This window comes from Chimaeribacter coloradensis (assembly GCF_002858715.1).
GTDB classification, from domain to species: Bacteria; Pseudomonadota; Gammaproteobacteria; order Enterobacterales; family Enterobacteriaceae; genus Chimaeribacter; species Chimaeribacter coloradensis.
In genome coordinates this window covers 25,405-44,595 of record NZ_PJZH01000011.1, presented here as the reverse complement: position 1 = coordinate 44,595, position 19,191 = coordinate 25,405, and the positions used below count along the sequence as shown (strand labels likewise).

At 64.4% G+C, this 19,191-nt stretch carries 20 protein-coding genes; 2 read left to right on the top strand and 18 right to left on the bottom strand.

Annotated features, from left to right (window positions below; translation table 11 throughout):
• Positions 1–73 precede the first annotated feature (73 nt).
• The 4 genes from CYR32_RS12140 to prmB all read right to left on the bottom strand — a co-directional run bounded on the left by CYR32_RS12140 (position 74) and on the right by prmB (position 3,827).
• Positions 74–877: a sulfite exporter TauE/SafE family protein gene (locus tag CYR32_RS12140; RefSeq protein ID WP_101824689.1), complete on the bottom strand. Its 804-nt coding sequence runs from the start codon at positions 875–877 to the stop codon at positions 74–76.
• A gap of 2 nt (positions 878–879) precedes the next feature.
• The gene (gene mepA / locus CYR32_RS12135; RefSeq protein ID WP_101824687.1) at positions 880–1,719 is read right to left on the bottom strand and encodes a penicillin-insensitive murein endopeptidase; all 840 of its coding nucleotides are present in this window, start codon (positions 1,717–1,719) and stop codon (positions 880–882) included.
• A 4-nt stretch (positions 1,720–1,723) separates the two neighbouring features.
• Positions 1,724–2,809, bottom strand: coding sequence for a chorismate synthase (gene aroC / locus CYR32_RS12130; RefSeq protein WP_101824685.1), 1,086 nt, complete (start codon positions 2,807–2,809; stop codon positions 1,724–1,726).
• Positions 2,810–2,894: 85 nt separating this feature from the next.
• On the bottom strand, positions 2,895–3,827 hold the full coding sequence (gene prmB / locus CYR32_RS12125; protein ID WP_101824682.1) for a 50S ribosomal protein L3 N(5)-glutamine methyltransferase: 933 nt from the start codon (positions 3,825–3,827) through the stop codon (positions 2,895–2,897).
• 191 nt (positions 3,828–4,018) lie between these two features.
• Between prmB and smrB the strand changes: the two genes are divergently transcribed.
• A complete protein-coding gene (gene smrB, locus CYR32_RS12120) occupies positions 4,019–4,549 on the top strand; it encodes an endonuclease SmrB (protein WP_101824680.1) in 531 nt (176 codons plus the stop codon).
• A gap of 39 nt (positions 4,550–4,588) precedes the next feature.
• Here the strand turns inward: smrB and sixA are convergent, their stop codons facing one another.
• From sixA to CYR32_RS12100, 4 genes are all read right to left on the bottom strand, one after another.
• Positions 4,589–5,071, bottom strand: coding sequence for a phosphohistidine phosphatase SixA (gene sixA, locus CYR32_RS12115; RefSeq protein WP_101824678.1), 483 nt, complete (start codon positions 5,069–5,071; stop codon positions 4,589–4,591).
• A 423-nt stretch (positions 5,072–5,494) separates the two neighbouring features.
• Complete coding sequence (fadJ, locus tag CYR32_RS12110; RefSeq protein ID WP_101824675.1) at positions 5,495–7,669, bottom strand: fatty acid oxidation complex subunit alpha FadJ; 2,175 nt, start codon at positions 7,667–7,669, stop codon at positions 5,495–5,497.
• Positions 7,666–8,979 (bottom strand): acetyl-CoA C-acyltransferase FadI, encoded by a 1,314-nt coding sequence (fadI, locus tag CYR32_RS12105; RefSeq protein ID WP_101824673.1) that lies wholly within the window; start codon positions 8,977–8,979, stop codon positions 7,666–7,668. The genes fadJ and fadI overlap by 4 nt, the downstream gene beginning before the upstream one ends.
• A 232-nt stretch (positions 8,980–9,211) precedes the next feature.
• Entirely contained in the window at positions 9,212–9,508 is a 297-nt protein-coding gene (locus CYR32_RS12100; protein ID WP_101824671.1) for a YfcZ/YiiS family protein, read from the bottom strand.
• A gap of 368 nt (positions 9,509–9,876) precedes the next feature.
• Here CYR32_RS12100 and fadL point away from each other — a divergent pair, with 368 nt between their 5' ends.
• The gene (gene fadL / locus CYR32_RS12095) at positions 9,877–11,154 is read left to right on the top strand and encodes a long-chain fatty acid transporter FadL (RefSeq protein ID WP_101824669.1); all 1,278 of its coding nucleotides are present in this window, start codon (positions 9,877–9,879) and stop codon (positions 11,152–11,154) included.
• A gap of 71 nt (positions 11,155–11,225) precedes the next feature.
• On the opposite strand, the gene mlaA is transcribed toward fadL, so the two are convergent.
• The 10 genes from mlaA to ccmA form a co-directional block, all read right to left on the bottom strand.
• Entirely contained in the window at positions 11,226–11,984 is a 759-nt protein-coding gene (gene mlaA / locus CYR32_RS12090) for a phospholipid-binding lipoprotein MlaA (protein WP_101824667.1), read from the bottom strand.
• 30 nt (positions 11,985–12,014) lie between these two features.
• Positions 12,015–13,226: a c-type cytochrome biogenesis protein CcmI gene (gene ccmI / locus CYR32_RS12085; RefSeq protein WP_101824665.1), complete on the bottom strand. Its 1,212-nt coding sequence runs from the start codon at positions 13,224–13,226 to the stop codon at positions 12,015–12,017.
• Positions 13,226–13,687: a cytochrome c-type biogenesis protein gene (locus CYR32_RS12080; protein WP_101824663.1), complete on the bottom strand. Its 462-nt coding sequence runs from the start codon at positions 13,685–13,687 to the stop codon at positions 13,226–13,228. The genes ccmI and CYR32_RS12080 overlap by 1 nt, the downstream gene beginning before the upstream one ends.
• Positions 13,687–14,238: a DsbE family thiol:disulfide interchange protein gene (locus CYR32_RS12075; protein WP_101824661.1), complete on the bottom strand. Its 552-nt coding sequence runs from the start codon at positions 14,236–14,238 to the stop codon at positions 13,687–13,689. The genes CYR32_RS12080 and CYR32_RS12075 overlap by 1 nt, the downstream gene beginning before the upstream one ends.
• Positions 14,235–16,202 carry a heme lyase CcmF/NrfE family subunit gene (locus tag CYR32_RS12070; RefSeq protein ID WP_101824659.1) on the bottom strand — a complete coding sequence of 656 codons (1,968 nt, stop codon included), beginning with the start codon at positions 16,200–16,202 and terminating at the stop codon, positions 14,235–14,237. The genes CYR32_RS12075 and CYR32_RS12070 overlap by 4 nt, the downstream gene beginning before the upstream one ends.
• Entirely contained in the window at positions 16,199–16,687 is a 489-nt protein-coding gene (gene ccmE / locus CYR32_RS12065; RefSeq protein ID WP_101824657.1) for a cytochrome c maturation protein CcmE, read from the bottom strand. Before ccmE ends, CYR32_RS12070 begins: the two co-directional genes overlap by 4 nt.
• Positions 16,684–16,923 carry a heme exporter protein CcmD gene (gene ccmD / locus CYR32_RS12060; RefSeq protein WP_101824655.1) on the bottom strand — a complete coding sequence of 80 codons (240 nt, stop codon included), beginning with the start codon at positions 16,921–16,923 and terminating at the stop codon, positions 16,684–16,686. The genes ccmE and ccmD overlap by 4 nt, the downstream gene beginning before the upstream one ends.
• The gene (locus CYR32_RS12055; RefSeq protein ID WP_101824653.1) at positions 16,920–17,657 is read right to left on the bottom strand and encodes a heme ABC transporter permease; all 738 of its coding nucleotides are present in this window, start codon (positions 17,655–17,657) and stop codon (positions 16,920–16,922) included. Before CYR32_RS12055 ends, ccmD begins: the two co-directional genes overlap by 4 nt.
• 147 nt (positions 17,658–17,804) lie before the next feature.
• Positions 17,805–18,464 carry a heme exporter protein CcmB gene (gene ccmB / locus CYR32_RS12050; protein ID WP_101824651.1) on the bottom strand — a complete coding sequence of 220 codons (660 nt, stop codon included), beginning with the start codon at positions 18,462–18,464 and terminating at the stop codon, positions 17,805–17,807.
• Positions 18,464–19,090, bottom strand: a complete 627-nt coding sequence (gene ccmA / locus CYR32_RS12045; protein ID WP_101824831.1) for a cytochrome c biogenesis heme-transporting ATPase CcmA — start codon at positions 19,088–19,090, stop codon at positions 18,464–18,466. Before ccmA ends, ccmB begins: the two co-directional genes overlap by 1 nt.
• Positions 19,091–19,191: the final 101 nt, after the last annotated feature.

Here is a 19,191-nt window from a genome sequence, read left to right as displayed (position 1 = left end):
CCGGAAAGGCGATAACCCTACCGGCCCTGGGGAAAAAGGCAAGCCGCACTTTTTCTGAATCGCTGCGTTGCCGTTACGCCAGGTGCAGCGCCAGCCAGTGCTGGATTTCCGGGCCGTGATTGTCATACAGCAGTTTGCCGCTCATCACCAGCGACACCAGCACAATCATCGGGCGGATCAGTTTCTGCCCGCGGGTCAGCACCATGTGCGCGCCGAGCCGCGCGCCGAGCACCTGCCCCACCAGCATCACCAGCCCGATGCCCCAGATCACCTTGCCGCCGAGGATAAACAGCAGCAGGCCACCGGCGTTGGAGGTGAAGTTCAGCACCTTGGCGTGGGCGGTGGCTTTGGCCAGCGTAAAGCCGGAGAGCGTCACGTAGGCCAGCGCATAGAAGGAACCGGCCCCCGGCCCGAAGAAGCCGTCATAAAAGCCGACGCAGCCCCCGGCCGCCAGCCCGAACGCCAGCCCGGTGAGGCGCTGCGCCCGCTCCTCCTCGCCGAGCCGCGGCGTCAGCAGGAAGTAGAGGCCGATGCCCACCACCAGCAGCGGCAAAATCTGCCGCAGCAGGTCGGCGCGCATATGCTGCACCATGATCGCCCCGGTCATCGCGCCGATAAAGGTCAGCAGGATGGTGAGCTTCTGCTCGCTGAGTTTTACCGCGCCGCGGCGCACAAAGTAGAGGCTGGCGGAGAAGGAGCCGCCCACCGACTGCAACTTATTGGTCGCCAGCGCCTGCGCGGGCGGCACGCCCACCGCCAGCAGCGCAGGGACGGTGAGCAACCCGCCCCCCCCGGCGATCGAGTCGATAAACCCGGCCAGCAGCGCCACGGCGAACAGAATGCCGAGCATCTCCGGCCCGAGAAGAATACCTTCCATGATCACTCTCCGAAGTGGTTATCCAGCAAGGCCTGACACGATGGCGGCAACGGCGGCGGCAGCGCTTTGCCCGGCTTGCCGGTGGACGGTTTCGGCGGCAGGAACCAGCTCTCCAGCTCCGCGCCGCAGCCGTCACCCGGCGGCGGCGGGGCCTGCTCTTCGCACTCCAGGCTGTCTGCCGGGCAGGTCAGGCGCACATGCATATGGGCGCGGTGGGCGAACCACGGCCGCACCTTGTTCAGCCAGGCGCGGTCGCTGCCTGCATCGGCACAGAGGCGCTTTTTGATCGCCGCATTGACGAAAATGCGCGCCACCTGGTTATCTTGCGCGGCCATCTTGATCAGCTGCTCAATCTGCGGCTGCCAGTGGCGGCTGACCACCTGTTTGCCGTCCGCCGTGACCAGATCGATCGGCTGCGGCTTCAGCAATTGTTGCGGCGTCCAGCGCTGCGTTGGCAGTTGCAGCCAGATGTCCACATCCAGCCCCGACTGGTGGCTGGCGTGGCCGCTGCTGAACCGGCCACCGGCCGCCATGCCCATGTCGCCAATCAGCACCGTGCCCAGCCCGCGCTGGTGCGCCTGGCGGGTCAACCGGTTGATAAAGTCGAGCAGGTGCGGGTGGCCGAAATAGCGGCGCTGGTCGGGGCGCATCACCTGGTAATCGGGCGACTGCAACGGCAGCGGCCGCGCGCCGACGATACAGCCGTTGGCATAGCCGCCGATCGACTGCGGCGCACCGGCCACCGGGTGGGTGAGCTGCTGCCACGGCGTCAGCGCTGCCGCGGGCAGTGCCGTGAGCAGCGCCAGGCCGCCTAACAGTGCGGCAAGAAGGGGTTTGCTCATCGGCTTACCAACGTGGGATCGTGGTGGAGACATCGGCGCACTGCGCACGCTGGCGCAGCAGGTGGTCCATCAGCACGATCGCCATCATCGCTTCGGCGATCGGCACCGCGCGGATGCCGACGCACGGGTCGTGGCGGCCGCGGGTCACCATCTCTACCGCGTCACCCTGCCGGTTGATGGTACGGCCCGGCACCATGATGCTGGAGGTCGGTTTCAGCGCCAGGTGCGCAATCACCGGCTGGCCGCTGCTGATGCCGCCCAGCACGCCGCCCGCATGGTTGCTCTGGAAGCCGTCCGGGGTGATTTCGTCGCGGTTTTCGCTGCCGCGCTTGGTCACCACCTCAAAGCCGTCGCCGATTTCCACGCCCTTGACGGCATTGATGCTCATCAGCGCATGGGCCAGATCGGCATCAATGCGGTCAAACACCGGTTCGCCCAGCCCGGCCGGGACGTTCTCCGCCACCACCGTGACTTTGGCCCCGATGGAGTCGCCCTCTTTTTTCAGCGCGCGCATCAGTTCGTCCAGCGCTTCCAGCTTCGCCGGGTCGGGGCAGAAGAACGGGTTCTGCTCGACCTGATCCCATTCTTTCAGCTCACAGCGGATGTCGCCCATCTGCGCCAGGTAACCGCGCACCTGCACGCCGTGCTTCATCTGCAGGTATTTTTTGGCAATCGCCCCGGCGGCCACGCGCATCGCGGTTTCACGGGCCGAGGAGCGGCCGCCGCCGCGGTAGTCGCGCAGGCCATATTTCTGTTCATAGGTGTAGTCGGCGTGGCCGGGGCGGAACACATCCTTGATCGCGCTGTAGTCCTGCGAGCGCTGGTCAGTATTCTCGATCAGCAGGCCGATGCTGGTGCCGGTGGTGACGCCTTCAAACACGCCGGAGAGGATTTTGACCTGATCCGGCTCGCGGCGCTGGGTGGTGTAGCGGGAGGTGCCGGGGCGGCGGCGGTCCAGATCGTGCTGGAGGTCAGCCTCGGTGATAGGAATGCCGGGCGGCACCCCGTCGATAATGCAGCCCAGGGCGACGCCGTGGGATTCACCAAAGGTGGTGACGCGGAAAAATTGACCAATACTGTTCCCTGCCATCACGGCTCCTTACCGTTGTCTTGGTTATCTGAATGCTTGAAAGAGGCCGCGCCGGGTGAACGTGCCCGGCGCGGCAGGCCCGTGGTTACGAGCGGTACATCGCGAAGTGCGCGTGGCAGTCCAGCAGCTGCTGGCGGGTCAGCATAAAGACGCCGTCACCGCCGTTCTCAAACTCCAGCCAGGTGAACGGGATCTCCGGGTACTGATCCATCAGGTGCACCATGCTGTTACCGACTTCGCAGATCAGCACGCCCTGCTCGCTCAGGTAGTCCGGCGCGCAGGCCAGGATGCGGCGCACCAGTTTCAGGCCGTCGCTGCCGGCGGCCAGCCCCAGCTCCGGCTCGAAGCGGAACTCGTCCGGCAGGTCGGCCATGTCCTCTTCATCCACATAAGGCGGGTTGGTGACGATCAGGTCGTACTTCAGCGCCGGCAGCGCGCGGAACAGGTCAGAGCGGATCGGCGTCACCTGGTTCTCCACGCCGTGCTCCTGGATGTTGCGCTCGGTCACGGCCAGTACATCCTCGGAGATGTCCACCGCGTCCACTTCCGCTTCCGGGAAGGCGTAACCGCAGGCGATGGCGATACAGCCGCTGCCGGTGCACATGTCGAGGATATGGCGCGGGTTGTCGGCGATCAGGCCGCTGAAGCGGTTGTCGATCAGCTCGCCAATCGGCGAACGCGGCACCAGCACCCGCTCATCGACGTAGAACTCCAGGCCGCAGAACCACGCTTTGTTGGTGAGGTAGGCCACCGGCACGCGCTCATTGACGCGGCGGATCACCCGCTCCACGATGCGCTGGCGCTCGCTGGAGGTCAGGCGCGCGGTGTGCATGTCCGCCGGGATGTCCATCGGCAGGTAGAGGCTCGGCAGCACCAGCTGCACCGCCTCATCCCAGGCGTTGTCGGTGCCGTGGCCGTAGTAAAGGTTAGCCGCATTGAAACGGCTGACGGCCCAGCGCAGCATATCCTGAATGGTATGCAGTTCACTGACGGCTTCGTCGACGAAAATCTTGTCCAAGGTGTTCTCCCACGCTGCGGCGGGCGTGTGCCGCCGCCTTACAAAATGCCGTCTAGTGTGCCATGAAGCCGCTGACAAATCAGCAGCTATAGTCACAGTCAGCGGCGCGCCGTGCGGCGGGCCGGACTTTTCATGCCGGAATAGGTAAACTGGGGTTAACTTTTTACTCTCCCCTTTCGCGATGACGACGCATGAAAAAACGATTTTCGCTCAGCAGTGAGGAGCAACAGCTGTTCCGGGAGTCCCTGGCGGGCACCCGGCAACTGCATAACGACACCCGGGTCCACCCGAAAGTGCGCCAGAAAGTGAAGGCTCCCGCCCCGAAGCGGCTGATGCAGGAGCAGATCGACGCGACCTACTACTTCTCGGATGTGTTCCAGCCTTTGCTGGAGAGCGACGGCCCGATGCGCTACGTGCGGCCCGGCACCGACCATTTTGAAGTGAAGAAGCTGCGGCGCGGCGACTATTCGCCGGAGCTGTTCCTCGACCTGCACGGGCTGACGCAGCATGAGGCGAAGCAGGAGCTGGGGGCGCTGATTGCCGCCTGCCGGCGGGAGCACGTTCACTGCGCCTGCGTGATGCACGGGCACGGCAAACATATCCTGAAGCAGCAGACGCCGCTGTGGCTGGCGCAGCACCCGGATGTGCTGGCCTTCCACCAGGCACCGAAAGCGTTCGGCGGTGATGCGGCGCTGCTGGTGTTGGTCGAGCTGGCGGAGTAACCGTGACGGCGGCCGGGCATGGGACGCCCGGCCGGAAGATCAGGCGCGGGCCAGCACCTGTGCCGGGCTGAGCTGCCAGTCGAAGGTGCCGCGGCCGGTGTCGGCGTCCAGCGTGATGCCGGCGACAGCAGAGGTGGCGAACATCGGCGGGCATTCACCGGGGCAGAGCTCCGCCACCAGGTAGCCGACCAGCGGCAGATGGGAGACCACCAGCACCGTGGAGAGGCCCTTTTTCGCCAGCGCCTGTAAGTAACTGGTCACTAACGCCGCATCCCCGCCCGGGGTCAGCTCCGGCAGCACCTCTTCACCCGCCGGCAGGGCCAGCGCCGTGCGCAGGGTCGCCAGGGTCTGTTCGGCCCGCAGATAGGGGCTGACCAGTACGCGGTCAATCTCCAGCGGTTTGGCATTCAGCCATACCGCCATCTGGTGGGACTCATCACGGCCACACTGGGTAAGCGGTCTGGCTGAATCGCTGGCGGCCTCAAGGGCAGCCTCACCGTGACGCATAATCAAAACTTGCATATTGCACCGTTTTTGTTGACAAAATAACGCCATACAGAAACGCGTCGCGTGCTGTATCGCTGACTTCCCCAGTCTCCCCGGGGCAACCTGATAACGATAACGCGCCGTCTCTCTCTTATGGCGGCCGGGCATTTTGCCTGAAAGTTCTCACAAAGAAAATGCTGTTTTTTAGAGCAACCCCGGCCTTCCCCTGGGAATACTGGTTACTTAACCAGCAATTCAATATCTTATTCACGGCCGTAACCGCACGAAAAGTTTTGTAAAATGTCGGTTTATCTTCCGGCACCGCTCTTTTTACGGTAGTCCGCTGTGTATAACGTGTACAGCCTGCGGCCGCCTTACCCTCAGAGTCAGTGATCGCCGTCACTAAATTTTGCAAAAAAGCGGGGAAACCGTGGTGTTACCCGGTTTCCCCGCATGCTGTCAGGGTTCAGCGGGGTAGAAAGGCTGTTGCGCCTCCGCCATTGACACCAGCCGCCCGCACGGGGCGAACCGCTCGCCATAGCGCCCTTCCAGCGCCCGCAGGCGGTTGACCGCCTCCGCCGCGCCGAGCCGGTCAAGGTAGCGGAACGGGCCGCCGAGGAACGGCGGGAAGCCGATGCCGAACACCGCGCCGATGTCACCGTCGCGCGCGCTGCGGATCACCTGTTCATCCAGGCAGCGCACCGCCTCATTCAGCATCATCATCACGCAGCGCTCCGCCAGTTGCGCGTCCGTGAGCGCCGCGCGCGGCGTAACGCCCAACAGCGCATAGAGCGACGGGTCGGGCTTGTCGGCTTTTCCCCGCGCCGGGTAAAGGTAGAAGCCGCTGCGGTTCTTGCGCCCTTTGCGGCCATCTTTCAGCACTGCATCGAACGCCTCCGGCGCAGCAAAACGCGGCCCCAGCTCGCGCACCAGCACCGGGATAATTTTGGTGCCGACATCAATCCCGACCTCATCCAGCAGCCGGATCGGCCCCACCGGGAACCCGAATTTCACCAGCGCCCGATCGATATGGTCGATCGGCTCCCCCTCCAGCAGGCAGCGCGCCGCTTCATTTATATAAGGGGCGAGGATGCGGTTCACGTAAAACCCGGCGCGATCCGCCACCACAATCGCCGTTTTGCCCTGCTGCTGCGCCAGCCGCACGGTGGTGGCGAGGGTGCGCGCATCGGTACCGGCATGGGGGATCACCTCCACCAGCGGCATTTTGTCTACCGGGCTGAAGTAGTGCAGCCCAATCACCTGCTGCGGCCGCTGCGCCTGCGCGGCAATCTGCGCGATAGGCAGAGAGGAGGTGTTGGAGGCGAAAATGGTGTGCGGCGCGGCGTGCTGCTCCACCTCCGCCACCATCTGCTGCTTGAGCGCCAGATCCTCAAACACCGCCTCGATCACCAGATCAACCTGCCCAAACCCCTGATACGTGGTGGTGCCGGTGATGAGTTGCATCTGGCGGCTGCGCCGGGCGGCGGTGATCCGCTTGCGCGCCACCTGTTTGCCCAGCGTCTCCCAGGTGGTTCTCAGCGCGTGGCCGATCCCCGCCTGGCTGATGTCTTTCAGCCGCACCGGCAGCCCGGCGCGGGTGGCGGTGACACAGGCGATGCCGCCGCCCATCAGCCCGCCGCCCAGTACGCCGACCCGCGCCACGTTGGCCGGTTCTGCCGCACTGCCGGGCGCTTTTTTCAGCGCCGTCGAGGCGAAAAACAGACTGCGCAGCGCCGCGGATTCCGGCGTCATCGCCAGCTCACCAAACGCCCGCGCCTCGGCCGCGTAGCCGCTGCTGCTGCCCTCATCCAGCCCTTTGCGCACCACCTCCAGCACCCGCTCCGGTGCCGGGTAGTTGCCGTGGGTTTTCGCCAGGGTTTTCTTGCGCACCAACGAGAACAGCAGGGTTTTGCCGAGCGGGCCGCCCATCAGCCGCGCCTGCCACGGCAGCGGCCGCGATGAGCGCCAGCCGCGTTTTACCAGGGCGGCGGCGCTCTCCAGCAGGATCGCGCGCGGCACCGCCTCATCCACCAGCCCGATTTTCAGCGCCTGACGCGCCCGCAGGTGGCGGCCGGTGAGGATCATCTCCAGCGCCTGGCCGACGCCCACCAGCCTCGGCAGCCGCTGGGTGCCGCCGGAGCCGGGCAGCAGCCCAAGCTGCACCTCCGGCAGGCCGAGCACGGTTTTCTCCTCCAGCGAGCAGACGCGGTAATGGCACGCCAGCGCCAGCTCCAGCCCGCCGCCGAGGCAGGCGCCGTTAATTGCCGCCGCCACCGGCACCGGGAACCCGGCGATCTGCGCCATCGCCATCTGCCCCTTTTTCGCCAGCCGGCTCGCCTCACCGGCGCTGTGGCAGGCGGCGATCATGCTGATGTCCGCCCCGGCAATAAAAGAGTCCGGCTTGCCGGAGAAAATCACCAGCCCCACCAGCCCCGGTTGCGCCTGCGCCTGTTTCAGCACCTGCGCCAGTTGTTCGGCAAATTCAGACTTCAGGGTGTTCATCTTCTCGCCCGGCACATCCAGGGTGATCACCCCGACCCCGTCGGGCCGCAGCGCGAAGTGGAATGCGGTGACCGGCGGCGGAGCCGCGGCGGGCGCGTCCGGCGTTAAAACCGGCGTGTTGTCGACGCTCATGAGGCCACCTCCAGGATCATCGCCGCACCCAGGCCGCCTGCGGCACAGGCAGTGGTGAGGCCAAAACGGCCGCCGCGGCGGCGCAACTCGTGCAACATCTGGGTGATCATCCGCGCACCGGTGGCGGCGAACGGGTGCCCATAGGCGATGGAGCCGCCCAGCACGTTGAATTTTTCCGGGTCAACCTCGCCGATGGGCCGGTCGCGGTGGAGTTTGTCGCGGGCAAACGCGGGGCTGGCGAACAGCTTCAGGTTAGCCAGCGTCTGGGCGGCGAACGCCTCATGCATATCGATCAGGTCCAGTTCCTCCAGCGTTAACCCGGCGCGGTCCAGCGCCAGCGGCGTGGCGTAGGCCGGGCCGAGCAGCATATCTTCCCAGACGTCAGTGGCGGTAAAGGCGTAGCTGCGCAGGTAGCCCAGCGGGGCCATGCCCAGCTCGGCGGCGCGCGATTCGCTCATCATCAACACGGCGGCGGCCCCGTCGGTGAGCGGCGTGCTGTTGGCGGCGGTCACGCTGCCGTGCCGCCGGTCAAACGCCGGGCGTAATTTCGCATAGTGCGCCAGCTGGGAGTCCTGGCGGATGTTGTTGTCCTGCTCCAGCGGGGTGCGGTACGGCGGGAAGTGGGCGGCCATCACCTGCTCCCGGAGGTGCCCCGCTTTCCAGGCGTCGGCGGCCCGCTGGTGCGAGCGGTGGGCCAGTGCGTCCTGATCTTCACGGCTGATGTGGTGGCTTTTCGCCATCTGCTCCGCCGTGTCGCCCATGCGCAGGCCGGTGGAGTACTCCGCCACCGCGGGCGGCACCGGCAGCAGATCGCGCGGGCGCAGGCGGCTGAAGAGTTTCAGGCGTTGTGACAGGGTGCGCGCTTTGTTGGCGTCCACCAGCGTGCGCGCCAGCGTTTTGCTGACGCCAATCGGCAGCACCGAGGAGGAGTCTGCCCCCCCGGCGATGCCTGCCCGCACCGTGCCGGCCATGATGCTCTCCGCCACATTCACCACCGCCTGGAAGCTGGTGGCGCAGGCGCGTGACACGCTGTAGGCGTCGGTCTGCACATCCATGCCGGTGCCGAGCACAATTTCACGGGCGATGTTCGGCGCTTCCGGCATCTGCACCACCTGGCCGAACACCAGCTGGTCAATGACCTGCGGATCCAGCCCGCTGCGCGCCAGCAGTTCGCTGACCACCGTTTTGCCGAGATCCACGGCCGGGATGCCGTGGTACGCCGTGGCCTGTTTGGCGAACGGCGTGCGCAACCCATCCACAATCGCGATGCGATCGCCGTGGCGTGTAACCAGCGGTAACCCCTTGCTCATAGCTGCTCCTGAAACCGAGGTGATAAAGGTCTGCTGTTAACAGGTCAGACCTGCGTGGGGTTATTTTTAACCAAATGTTTACATGCCGCAAACCGCAACAGCGTGAAAGTGGGAGCCTGCCCACCTTTTCGGCAGAGAAAAAAGCGGTGCCGGGCAAGGCGGAGGCGTAATAACGGGCAAAAAAATCCCCCGCCGGGGCGAGGGAGTGAAACACCGTAAAACCCAAGGCAAATCAGCGCAGGCCGAGCTGGAAGATCAGGGTTTCCGCCTGGCAGGCGAACGTAAAACCGGCGTCCAGCCGCACGCCCTCGCCTTCCGGTGTGATGCGGCTTTCAATCTCACAGGGGTCAGATTCCACCTGACGCGCTTTTTCCGTCAGGGTCGCCAGCATCGCTTCTGCCGCGGCGCGGTCAGCGAAAGTCTGGCTGTACGCGGCGGTGCAGTCGCTGTTATCCATAATGGTGCCGACATCGACACAGCAGCAGGCGGCGGTTTCCTGGGCGTGACATGCTTTGATGGCATCGGACATGGTGTGCTCCTTGGTAAGGGATTAATAAGGGAATGACAAGATAGGTAAGATTTTACGCCTGCGGCCGGGGATGCACTAGCACTTACTGTTTGTAGGGCTTTTTCAGCGGGTTATGACCGCTAACGGGCAAAAAACCGGCAGGAAAGGCACGCAGCCTGAGTGCGGCCCCGCGATTTTGTTAATAACGTCTAATTTTTGTTATCAAAACCGCAATATTTGGAAAACAATATTGCAACCTAAACAGAGGTCAGACCTATAATTCGCTCACTGGTCTGATTTGTCAGCAGCCCCTCGGACCCTACAATCCGCGCTCCTTGTTACGCTATGTAACATTGCTAAAAATAAACAGATAACATGAGGTTTTGGTCATGAACCAGAAAAACCTGTTCAAAAGAACTGCACTGGCAGCAGCAATGGCTCTGATCTCCGCGCAGGCCTCTGCCGCGGGGTTTTTATTGAATGAATATTCTGCCGCCGGGCTGGGGCGCTCATTTTCCGGTGAAGGGGCGATTGCGGACAGCGCCGCCTCCGGCAGCCGCAACCCGGCCACCATGACCATGTTTGACCGCCCGGCGTTCTCCGTGGGCGCAATCTATATCGACCCGGATGTCGACATCACCGGCCGCTCCCCGCTGACCGGGGCCAGCACCAGCGCCAGCAACATTGCGCCGTCGGAGTGGGTGCCGAATATCCACTTTATCCTGCCGCTGGATGACCAGTGGTCGGTAGGCGCGTCTGTGACCTCCAACTACGGCCTGGCGACCGAGTTCAACAGCGGCTACACCGCCGGCCCGATGGGCGGCAAAACTGACCTGAAAACCGCGAACTTCAACCTCAGCACCGCCTACCGCCTGAACCAGCACTTCAGCGTCGGTGTCGGGTTTGATGCCGTCTACGCGCGCGCCAAGATTGAGCGTAACGCCGGTGAGGCGGGCGTGCTGTCAAGCCGCGGCCTGATCGCCGCCGACACCCAGATCGCCCACCTGAAAGGTGACGAATGGGGTTACGGCTGGAACGCCGGGGTGCTGTATGAAGTGGATGACAATAACCGCTACAGCCTGACCTACCGCTCGAAAGTCGACATCGACTTCGACGGCGACTACCGCAATGAACTGCCGGCGCAGCTCGGCGGCACCGGCGGCAGCACCATCCCCGGTGCACTGACGCTCAACCTGCCGGAAATGTGGGAAGTCTCCGGTTACAACCGGGTTGCGCCGAAATGGGCGATCCACTACAGCCTGACCTACACCAGCTGGAGCCAGTTCCAGGAGCTGAAAGCTACCGGCACCCGCGGCCAGACGCTGTTTGAAAAGCATGAAGGCTTTAAAGACGCCTACCGCCTGGCGCTCGGTACCACCTATTACTACGACGATAACTGGACCTTCCGCACCGGTATCGCCTTTGATGACAGCCCGGTCCCGGCCCAGAACCGCACCATCTCCATCCCGGATCAGGATCGTTTCTGGCTCAGCGCCGGTACCACCTACGCCTTCAATGAGGATGCGTCGCTGGACGTGGGCGTCTCCTATATGCATGGCCAGAAGGTGCATATCAGCGAGTCTGTTTCTGCCAGCCTGCCGAACTACGAGTTTGATTCCGAAGGCAAAGCGTGGCTCTACGGGGTTAACTTCAACTACCTGTTCTGATGCCATCTGCCCAATAAAAAAGCGCCCCGCAGGGCGCTTTTTTTTCGTCAGAAACCGGGCTGCTTACCCGCTTACTGCGCGTCGATGTCGTCCAGATCGCCCTCAATCGCGGAGGCATTCGGGTTGGTGACCGGGGTGAGTTTGCCGCCGCTCGCCAGGAAGTCATGCCGCTGGAAGTAGGCCTCACGTACCATGACGTACGGGTCAGAGGCGTTACGCAGCAGGCCGTCGGAGTCGAGCAGCTGGGCGCGGGTCTCGATCCCCTCCACCAGCCATTTCCCGGCGGACATCCAGAAGGTCAGGTAGCTCAGCGGCGGGTAGAGTTTGTCTACCCATTCGCCGCCATCCTCACGGATGGTAAAGCTGCCGTAACCCGGCAACTCCACATACGGGCCGTAGCCCACGCCGTAGTAGCCCAGCGTGCTGCCGAACCGGTGCGGCTCTTCGCGCGCCAGTTGCGGGTTTGCCATGCCGGCCACATCAATCAGGCCGCCCATCCCCAGCAGGGTATTGAGGAAGAAGCGGGTAAAGTGCTTCATCGCATCGTAAGGTTTGCCTTCCAGGAAGTAGTTAACCATGGTGGCCGGCTCTTCCAGGTTGCCGGTGAAGTTACTCAGGCCGTTACGGGCCGGCATCGGCACGTAGTCGCGCCAGGCGACCGCCGCAGGCCGCACGATGTACGGGTCCAGCACATCGTAGTTAAAACTGAACATCGCCCGGTTGAAGCCCTCAAGCGGATCAGACCGCCCTTGCTGCTGCTTATCCGGTGAACTGGCGCACCCCACCAGCAGTACGCCGGCAAAAGCCAGTCCCATCAGGCGGTAGTTCATTCTTCTCTCCCTATTTTTACGGCAGGCGCGTCACGGCACCTGCTGATTAATCTCGACGTTAATGTGTTTCTGCCCGGAAAATGGCTGGAGGCTGCTCTCACCGGCCCACTCCCCGCTGCGGGGGGTAGCCGATCCGTCCGGCGAAATGCGTACCTTGACTTTGACCTGATGTATTGAAGAAAGCAACCTTTCAGGCATCATTGCATTAGTATCGTCAATAGTTAGCGCCAGCGGGAAGCGGCTGAGCGGCAGCCGTTTCACCGCCACCGGCACCGGGCTGCTGCCGTCGGTGACGGAGATCAGCACCATGCCCTGTGCGGGCAGCCCGCGCGCCGCCTCCGGCGAGAGCGTCACCGCCACCCCGAGCTGCGTATTATCCATACCCGCTTTGCTGCGCGCTTGCTGAATGCTGCGCCGCAGCATCTCCGCCCGCGGATCATTGGCGGGCAGCACCTTCAGCATCAGGCCCCAGCCCTCAATCGCTTTCGGGTAGTTACCCTGCTGGAAAGCGTTGAACGCCAGCAGGTTCAGCACCCGCAGGTCGGCCGGGTCGGCGCTGCCCAGCGTTTTCAGCAGGGTCTCCGCCTGGCGCTGGTCGGCCGGGTCAGCGGAGCGGGTCAGCACATCGGCATAGGCGAGCTGTACCTCGCGGTTCTCCGGTTGCAGCGCATAGGCGCGGCCAAACGCCTGGGTGGCAGTGGCGGCGTTATTGAGCGCCATGCCGACCCGGCCCAACATCAGCCAGTTTTCCACATTCTGCGGGTCATCCCGCAAGGCGGTGCGCAGCCCCAGCCCCAGGCGTGCCACCTCCTCCATCGTCAGCGGCGCGGCGCGGTCATCCGCCACACGGGCGCGCAAGGCAGGCAGGTCACGCACTGCCTGCTGCCACGCCGCCACCTGCACCAGCCCGCCGGTTTTCAGGTAGAACCCCACCGTGACCAGCACCAGCACCAGCACGCCGGGGATCAGCACCCAGCGGCCCACCGGCCGCACCGGCGCGTCTGCCCGGCCGGGGATGTCGCTCAGCAGGTTCTCCTGCAACTCCTGCACCAGCACCGGCCGCTCGGCAATGATGCCCTGCTGTTCGTCCTGGGCCAGCTCCGCCAGCCGCTCATGGTAAAACGCCTTGTTCAGGCTGTCCCGGGTGGTACCCGGCACGCGGTCCGCCCGGCGGAAAGTGGGCACCACCAGCAGCGCCGCGGCCACCACCAGTAATAAAGATGCAATCAGCCAAAAAGCCATTAATCGTGTGTCCTGTCAGAATCATTCAGCAGTTGCGCCAGGCGCGCCTGCGCCTGCGGGGAGAGCGCCGCCGTCCGCGCCTGGCGGCGCGCGCGCAGCACCACCACCAGCCCGCCCACCAGCACAAACAGCGCCGGGCCGACCCATAAGATCAGGGTAGAGGCGGTGACCGGCGGCTCGTAGGTCACGAAGTGGCCGTAGCGCGCCACCATATAGTCGATGATCTGCTGGCGCGTCTGCCCCTGGGACATCAGCTGGTAGACCTTGGCGCGCATGTCCGCGGCGATCATCGAGTTGGAGTCCGCAATGCTGTTGTTCTGGCATTTCGGGCAGCGCAGCTGCTCTGTCAGCTCGCGGTACTGCTGCTCCTGCTCCGTGCTTTTAAACGAATAGGTGTCGATCGCCGCCCAGAGGCTGGTGCTCAGCAGCAGCCCGGCCAGCAGGCAAATCAGTTTTCTCATCACGCACCCCCGCCATATTTGCGGTAGAGCGGCGCGACCTCGCGCTGCCAGACGTCAGCGTTCAGGTCACCGGCATGGCGGTAGCGGATGATCCCCTGCCCGTCGATCAGGAAGGTTTCCGGTGCGCCGTAGACGCCGAGATCCAGCCCCAGCATACCGTCGCCGTCATACAGGCTCAGGGCATAGGGGTTACCGAGGGTGTTGAGCCAGTTGACCGCTTTGGCGCGGTCATCTTTGTAGTTCAGCCCCACCACCCGCACGCCCTGCGCCGCCAGGCTGTTGAGGTACTGGTGTTCGGCGCGGCAGGTCGGGCACCAGGTGGCCCAGACATTCAGCAGCAGCGGTTTGCCGTCATGCAGCACTGACTGGCTGTAGGTTTTGCCCGGCTCCGCCAGCGATTCGAGCTGGAACACCGGCACCGGTTTGCCAATCAGCGCCGACTCCAGCCGGGTCGGGTCGTCGCCGTGGGCGTTGCGTTGCAACTGCACCACAAAGGCCGCCGCCAGCAGCAGGAACAGCACCAGCGGGATAAACAGCAGCTTACGGTTCATGCGTTCTCCTCAGCAGGTTTGCGCGCCTGCTTTTTGCTCATGCGGTAGCGCGGGTCGAGGATGCAGAGCACCCCACCGGCCGCCATCAGCAGGCCGCCGAGCCAGATCCAGCGCACAAAGGGTTTGTAGTAGAGCCGCACCGCCCAGCTGCCGTCCTCCAGCTCCTCGCCCAGCGCGGCGTAAAGGTCACGCACCAGCCCGCCGTCGATCGCCGCTTCGGTCATCATGCTGCGCGCCACGCTGTAGTAGCGCTTCTCGGCGCGCAGCTCGGTCACCGGTTTGCCGTTTTCCGTCACATCAATGATGCCCGCGCCGCCGCTGTAGTTCGGCCCGGTGATGCTGTGCACCTCGCGGAACACAAAGCGGTAGCCGTGGATCTCCACGCTGTCGCCCGCTTTCATCCGCACGTCACGCTCAATGCTGTAGTTCTGGCTGAAGGCGATGCCGATCACCGTCACCGCCACGCCGAGGTGGCCGAGCACCATGCCCCAGTGGCTGCGCGTCAGGGTGGTCAGCCCGCGCCAGAAACTGTGGCGGTGAGTGGCGCGCTCATGCAGCTCCAGCAGGGTAAGGATTGTGACCCAGAGCGCCATTATCAGCCCCAGCACCGTCATCCCGGCGATGCGGTCCTGCATCAGCCACGGCAGCAGCAGGGAGAGCAGCAGCGTGACGGCCAGTGAGGCGGCCAGCCGTTTCCAGAACTTCCCGGCGTCGTCCCGCCGCCAGCGCACCAGCGGCCCGATGCCCAGCAGCAGCGCCAGCGGGGCCATCAGGAAGGTGAACATGGTGTTGAAGAACGGCTCACCAATCGAGATGCTGCCGAGGCCGAGCTGTTTATGCACCAGCGGCAGCAGGGTGCCGAGCAGCACCACCAGCATCGCTGCGATCAGCAGCACGTTATTGCCGAGCAGGAAGGTCTCGCGCGAGAAGAGTTCATGGCGGCTTGGGCTGCGCACCTGCGCGCCGCGCACCGCATAGAGCAGCAGCGAGCTGCCGATGACGATCACCAGATAAGCCAGGATGAACATGCCGCGCTGCGGGTCGGAGGCAAAGGAGTGCACCGACACCAGCACGCCGGAGCGCACCAGGAAAGTGCCGAGCAGGCAGAGCGAAAAGGCGGTGATCGCCAGCAGCACCGTCCAGGCTTTGAAGGTGCCGCGTTTCTCGGTCACCGCCAGCGAGTGGATAAGCGCAGTGCCCGCCAGCCACGGCATAAAGGAGGCGTTTTCCACCGGGTCCCAGAACCACCAGCCGCCCCAGCCCAGCTCGTAATAGGCCCAGGCGGAGCCGAGCACGATGCCGACGGTGAGGAATACCCAGGCCGCGGTGGTCCAGGGGCGGGACCAGCGCGCCCAGGCGGTGTCGAGCCGCCCGGCCATCAGCGAGGCGATAGCAAAGGCGAACGCCACCGAGAAGCCGACATAGCCCATATAGAGCAGCGGCGGGTGGAAGATCAAACCGATGTCCTGCAACAGCGGGTTGAGGTCACTGCCGTCAATCGGGAAGTCCGGCAGGGTGCGGGTAAAGGGGTTGGACGTCAGTATGATGAACAGCAGGAAACCGCCGGTGATCATCCCCAGCACCGACAGCACCCGCGCCACCGCGTCCTGCGGCATCCGGCGGCTCAGCAGCGCCACCGCCAGCGTCCAGCAGCTCAGCAGCAGCACCCACAGCAGCAGAGAGCCTTCATGCGCGCCCCAGGTCGCCGCCACCCGGTAGTAGACCGGCAACTGGCTGTTGGAGTTGGTGGCCACATAGGCCACGGTAAAATCGTTGACCACAAAGGCGTGCACCAGCACGGCGAACGCCCCGGCGATGCAGGCGAACATGCCGTAGGCCAGCGGCCGCGCCACTGCCATCATCCGGCTGTCCTGGCGCGCCGCGCCCCACTGCGGGTAGATGCTCAGCAGCAGGGCTACCGCCAGCCCGAGGCAGAGCAGAAAACTGCCGATTTCCGGGATCATGATTTCCCGCCCTCATTGGCGGCATACTTCGCCGCCGGGCCGTTATGGTTCTCTTTCATTGCGTCAGCCACCTCCGGCGGCACATATTTTTCATCATGCTTGGCCAGTACCTGCTTCGCGTCCACCACGTTGCCCGGCCCCAGTACGCCCTGCGCCACAACGCCCTGCCCTTCGCGGAACAGATCGGGCAGGATGCCGGTGTAGGTCACCGCAATCGCGCCGCGCGCGTCATAGACCTTAAAGTGCACCTCAAGGCTTTTCTCATCCCGCTTTACCGAGCCGGGCATCACCATGCCGCCGATGCGCAGGTGATCACCCACGTCCGGCTTCTCATGGTTTTCGCCTTTGCCCTGCAAAATTTCACTCGGGGTGTAGAACAGATCGATGTTGGAACGCAGGGCATAGAGCACCAGCGCGGCGGTCAGGCCCAGCCCGGCCAGCACGGCCACCGCCACGTAAAGGCGGCTTTTACGACGTGGATTCACAGTGAACTCTCCTGCGCTGACGCGGCGGCGGCAGGCGTAACGGTTTTGGACGCACGGATGCGCGCCTCACGCGCCTCGCGGCGGTGGACGGCAGCGATCAGCCGGCGGCGTTGCAGCACGGTGTGCAGCAGCAGCCCGGCCAGTGACAGCAGCGTCACCGCCACCGACAGCCAGACATAGAAGGCGTAGCCGCCCATGGCAAAAAAAGCGGCCCAGGAGGGGAAAGCAGCGGTCATGGGCGGGGTCTCCGGCTGAACAGGGTGAGCACCCACGGGCGGTGGCTCTCCTGCATCAGGATCAGGTTGCGCAGACGCATCAGCGTCAGGGTCATAAAGAAGAAGAGGTAACCCACAATCGCCCAGCGCAGCGGGTAGCGCATGCTCGGGTCGATGGATTGCTGCATATTGGTCGAGCCCTGGTGCAGGGTGTTCCACCACTGTACCGAGTAGTGGATGATCGGGATATTGACGATGCCCACCAGCACCAGGATACCGGCGGCGCGGCCCGCCAGCCGGCGGTCCTCAAAGGCGTTGTAGAGCGCAATCACACCGAGGTAGAGGAACAGCAGCACCAGCTCAGAGGTGAGGCGCGCGTCCCAGATCCACCAGGTGCCCCACATCGGCTTGCCCCAGGCGGCCCCGGTGACCAGCGCAATAAAGGTAAAGACCGCACCCACCGGGGCCATGGCGGCCACCACCAGGTTTGCCATCTTCATCTGCCAGACCAGTGCCGTAAACGCGGCCACCGCCATCGCACTGTAGATGCCCATCGACCACATGGCCGCCGGGACGTGGATATACATAATCCGGTAGCTGTTGCCCTGCTGGTAGTCTGCCGGGGCGAAGCCGAAGCCCCAGACCCAGCCCAGCGCCAGCGTAAGCGCGCCCGCCAGCCCCAGCCAGGGGATAAACCGGCCGCACAGGTGGTAAAGCCGGTCCGGCTTACCGAGTTGATGTAACCATTTCCACATTGTTCAGTGCTCGTTGTAAAAAATGACGGTGTTAACGCCTGCCCGGGGTGCGGGGCGGCGGCCTCCGGCAGGGGCCGCTCTTGTCAGGCAACGTTCAGCCCGCGCGCCCTGAGGGCCGCAGGCAGCAGGGTAAATTGTGACGGTAAGTCAGTGCACACTTATGCGCAGCGCCGCGGCGGCTGCGAACGGGGCCAGCGTCAGGCTGCCCGCCAGCATCGCGCCGAGGATCGCCAGATAGCCGTCAATCGCCATGCCGTTGGCCGCCGCCTGGATCGCGCCGCTGGCGAAAATCAGCACCGGGATCGACAGCGGCAGCACCAGCAGGCTGAGCAGCACCCCGCCCTTGCGCAGCCCGACGGTGAGCGCCGCGCCAATCGCGCCGATAAAGCTCAGGGTCGGCGTGCCGAGCAGCAGCGTCAGCGCCACCGCCCGCCAGGTGGTGAAGTCCAGCGACAGCAGCAGCGCCACCAGCGGCGAGAGCAGCAGCAGCGGCAGCCCGGTCACCAGCCAGTGGGCGCACACTTTGCCCGCCACCGTGACCGCCAGCGGGGACGGCAGCAGCAACAGCTGTTCCAGCGAGCCGTCCAGCAGGTCATCCCGGAACAGGCGCTCCAGCGACAGCAGCGACGCCAGCAGCGCCGCTACCCAGACCACGCCGGGCGCGATGCGCGCCAGCAACTGCGGCTCAGGGCCGATGCCCAGCGGGAACAGCGTAATCACGATCAGGAAAAACCAGAGCGGGTTAAGGATCTCAGCCCGGTTACGGAACGCGGTTTTCAACTCCCGGCGGATCAGGGTCACAACCATCAGGCCGCCTCCCCCTGGGTCAGGCGCAGGCGGCGCACCGCACGGCCGGCAGCAGGCAGCGGCTGATGGGTGGTCAGCAGCACCATGCCGCCGCGCGCCGCCTGCTGCTCAAACTGCGCCATCAGTAACTCCACGCCCTGCTGGTCAATCGCCGTCAGCGGTTCATCCAGCACCCAGAGCAGGGCGCGGCTCAGCCAGAGGCGGGCCAGCGCCACACGCCGCTGCTGCCCGGCAGAGAGCTGCCCCACCGGCACCTCTTCATACCCCAGCAGGCCGACCTGCGCCAGCGCCTGCCAGATGGCGTCGTAATCCGGTTTACCCATTACCGACTGATAAAAGGCCAGGTTCTCAAACGGCGTCAGCAGCGCTTTTACGCCCGCCTGGTGGCCCAGAAACAGTAACTGGCGGTGGAAGGCGTCACGCGCCCGGCCAATCGCCTCGCCTTGCCAGCGCACTTGACCGCTCTCCGGCTGTGCCAGCCCGGCCAGGATACGCAGCAGGGAGGTTTTGCCCGCGCCATTCTGCCCTTCTACCTGGACAATTTCGCCTGGCGTAATGTTAAAATTTAAGTCACTGAACAGCACCCGCTCGTCGCGGACGCAGCTCAGCCGCAAGGCTTCCAGCATCGGGAAACTCATCTTTTTCTTTGGGGGCGCGAATCATAACATAAGCCGCAAGCCGCACGCAGCATGCCTTGGCAGGGTTTGCCTATCGTTGATTCCGCTTC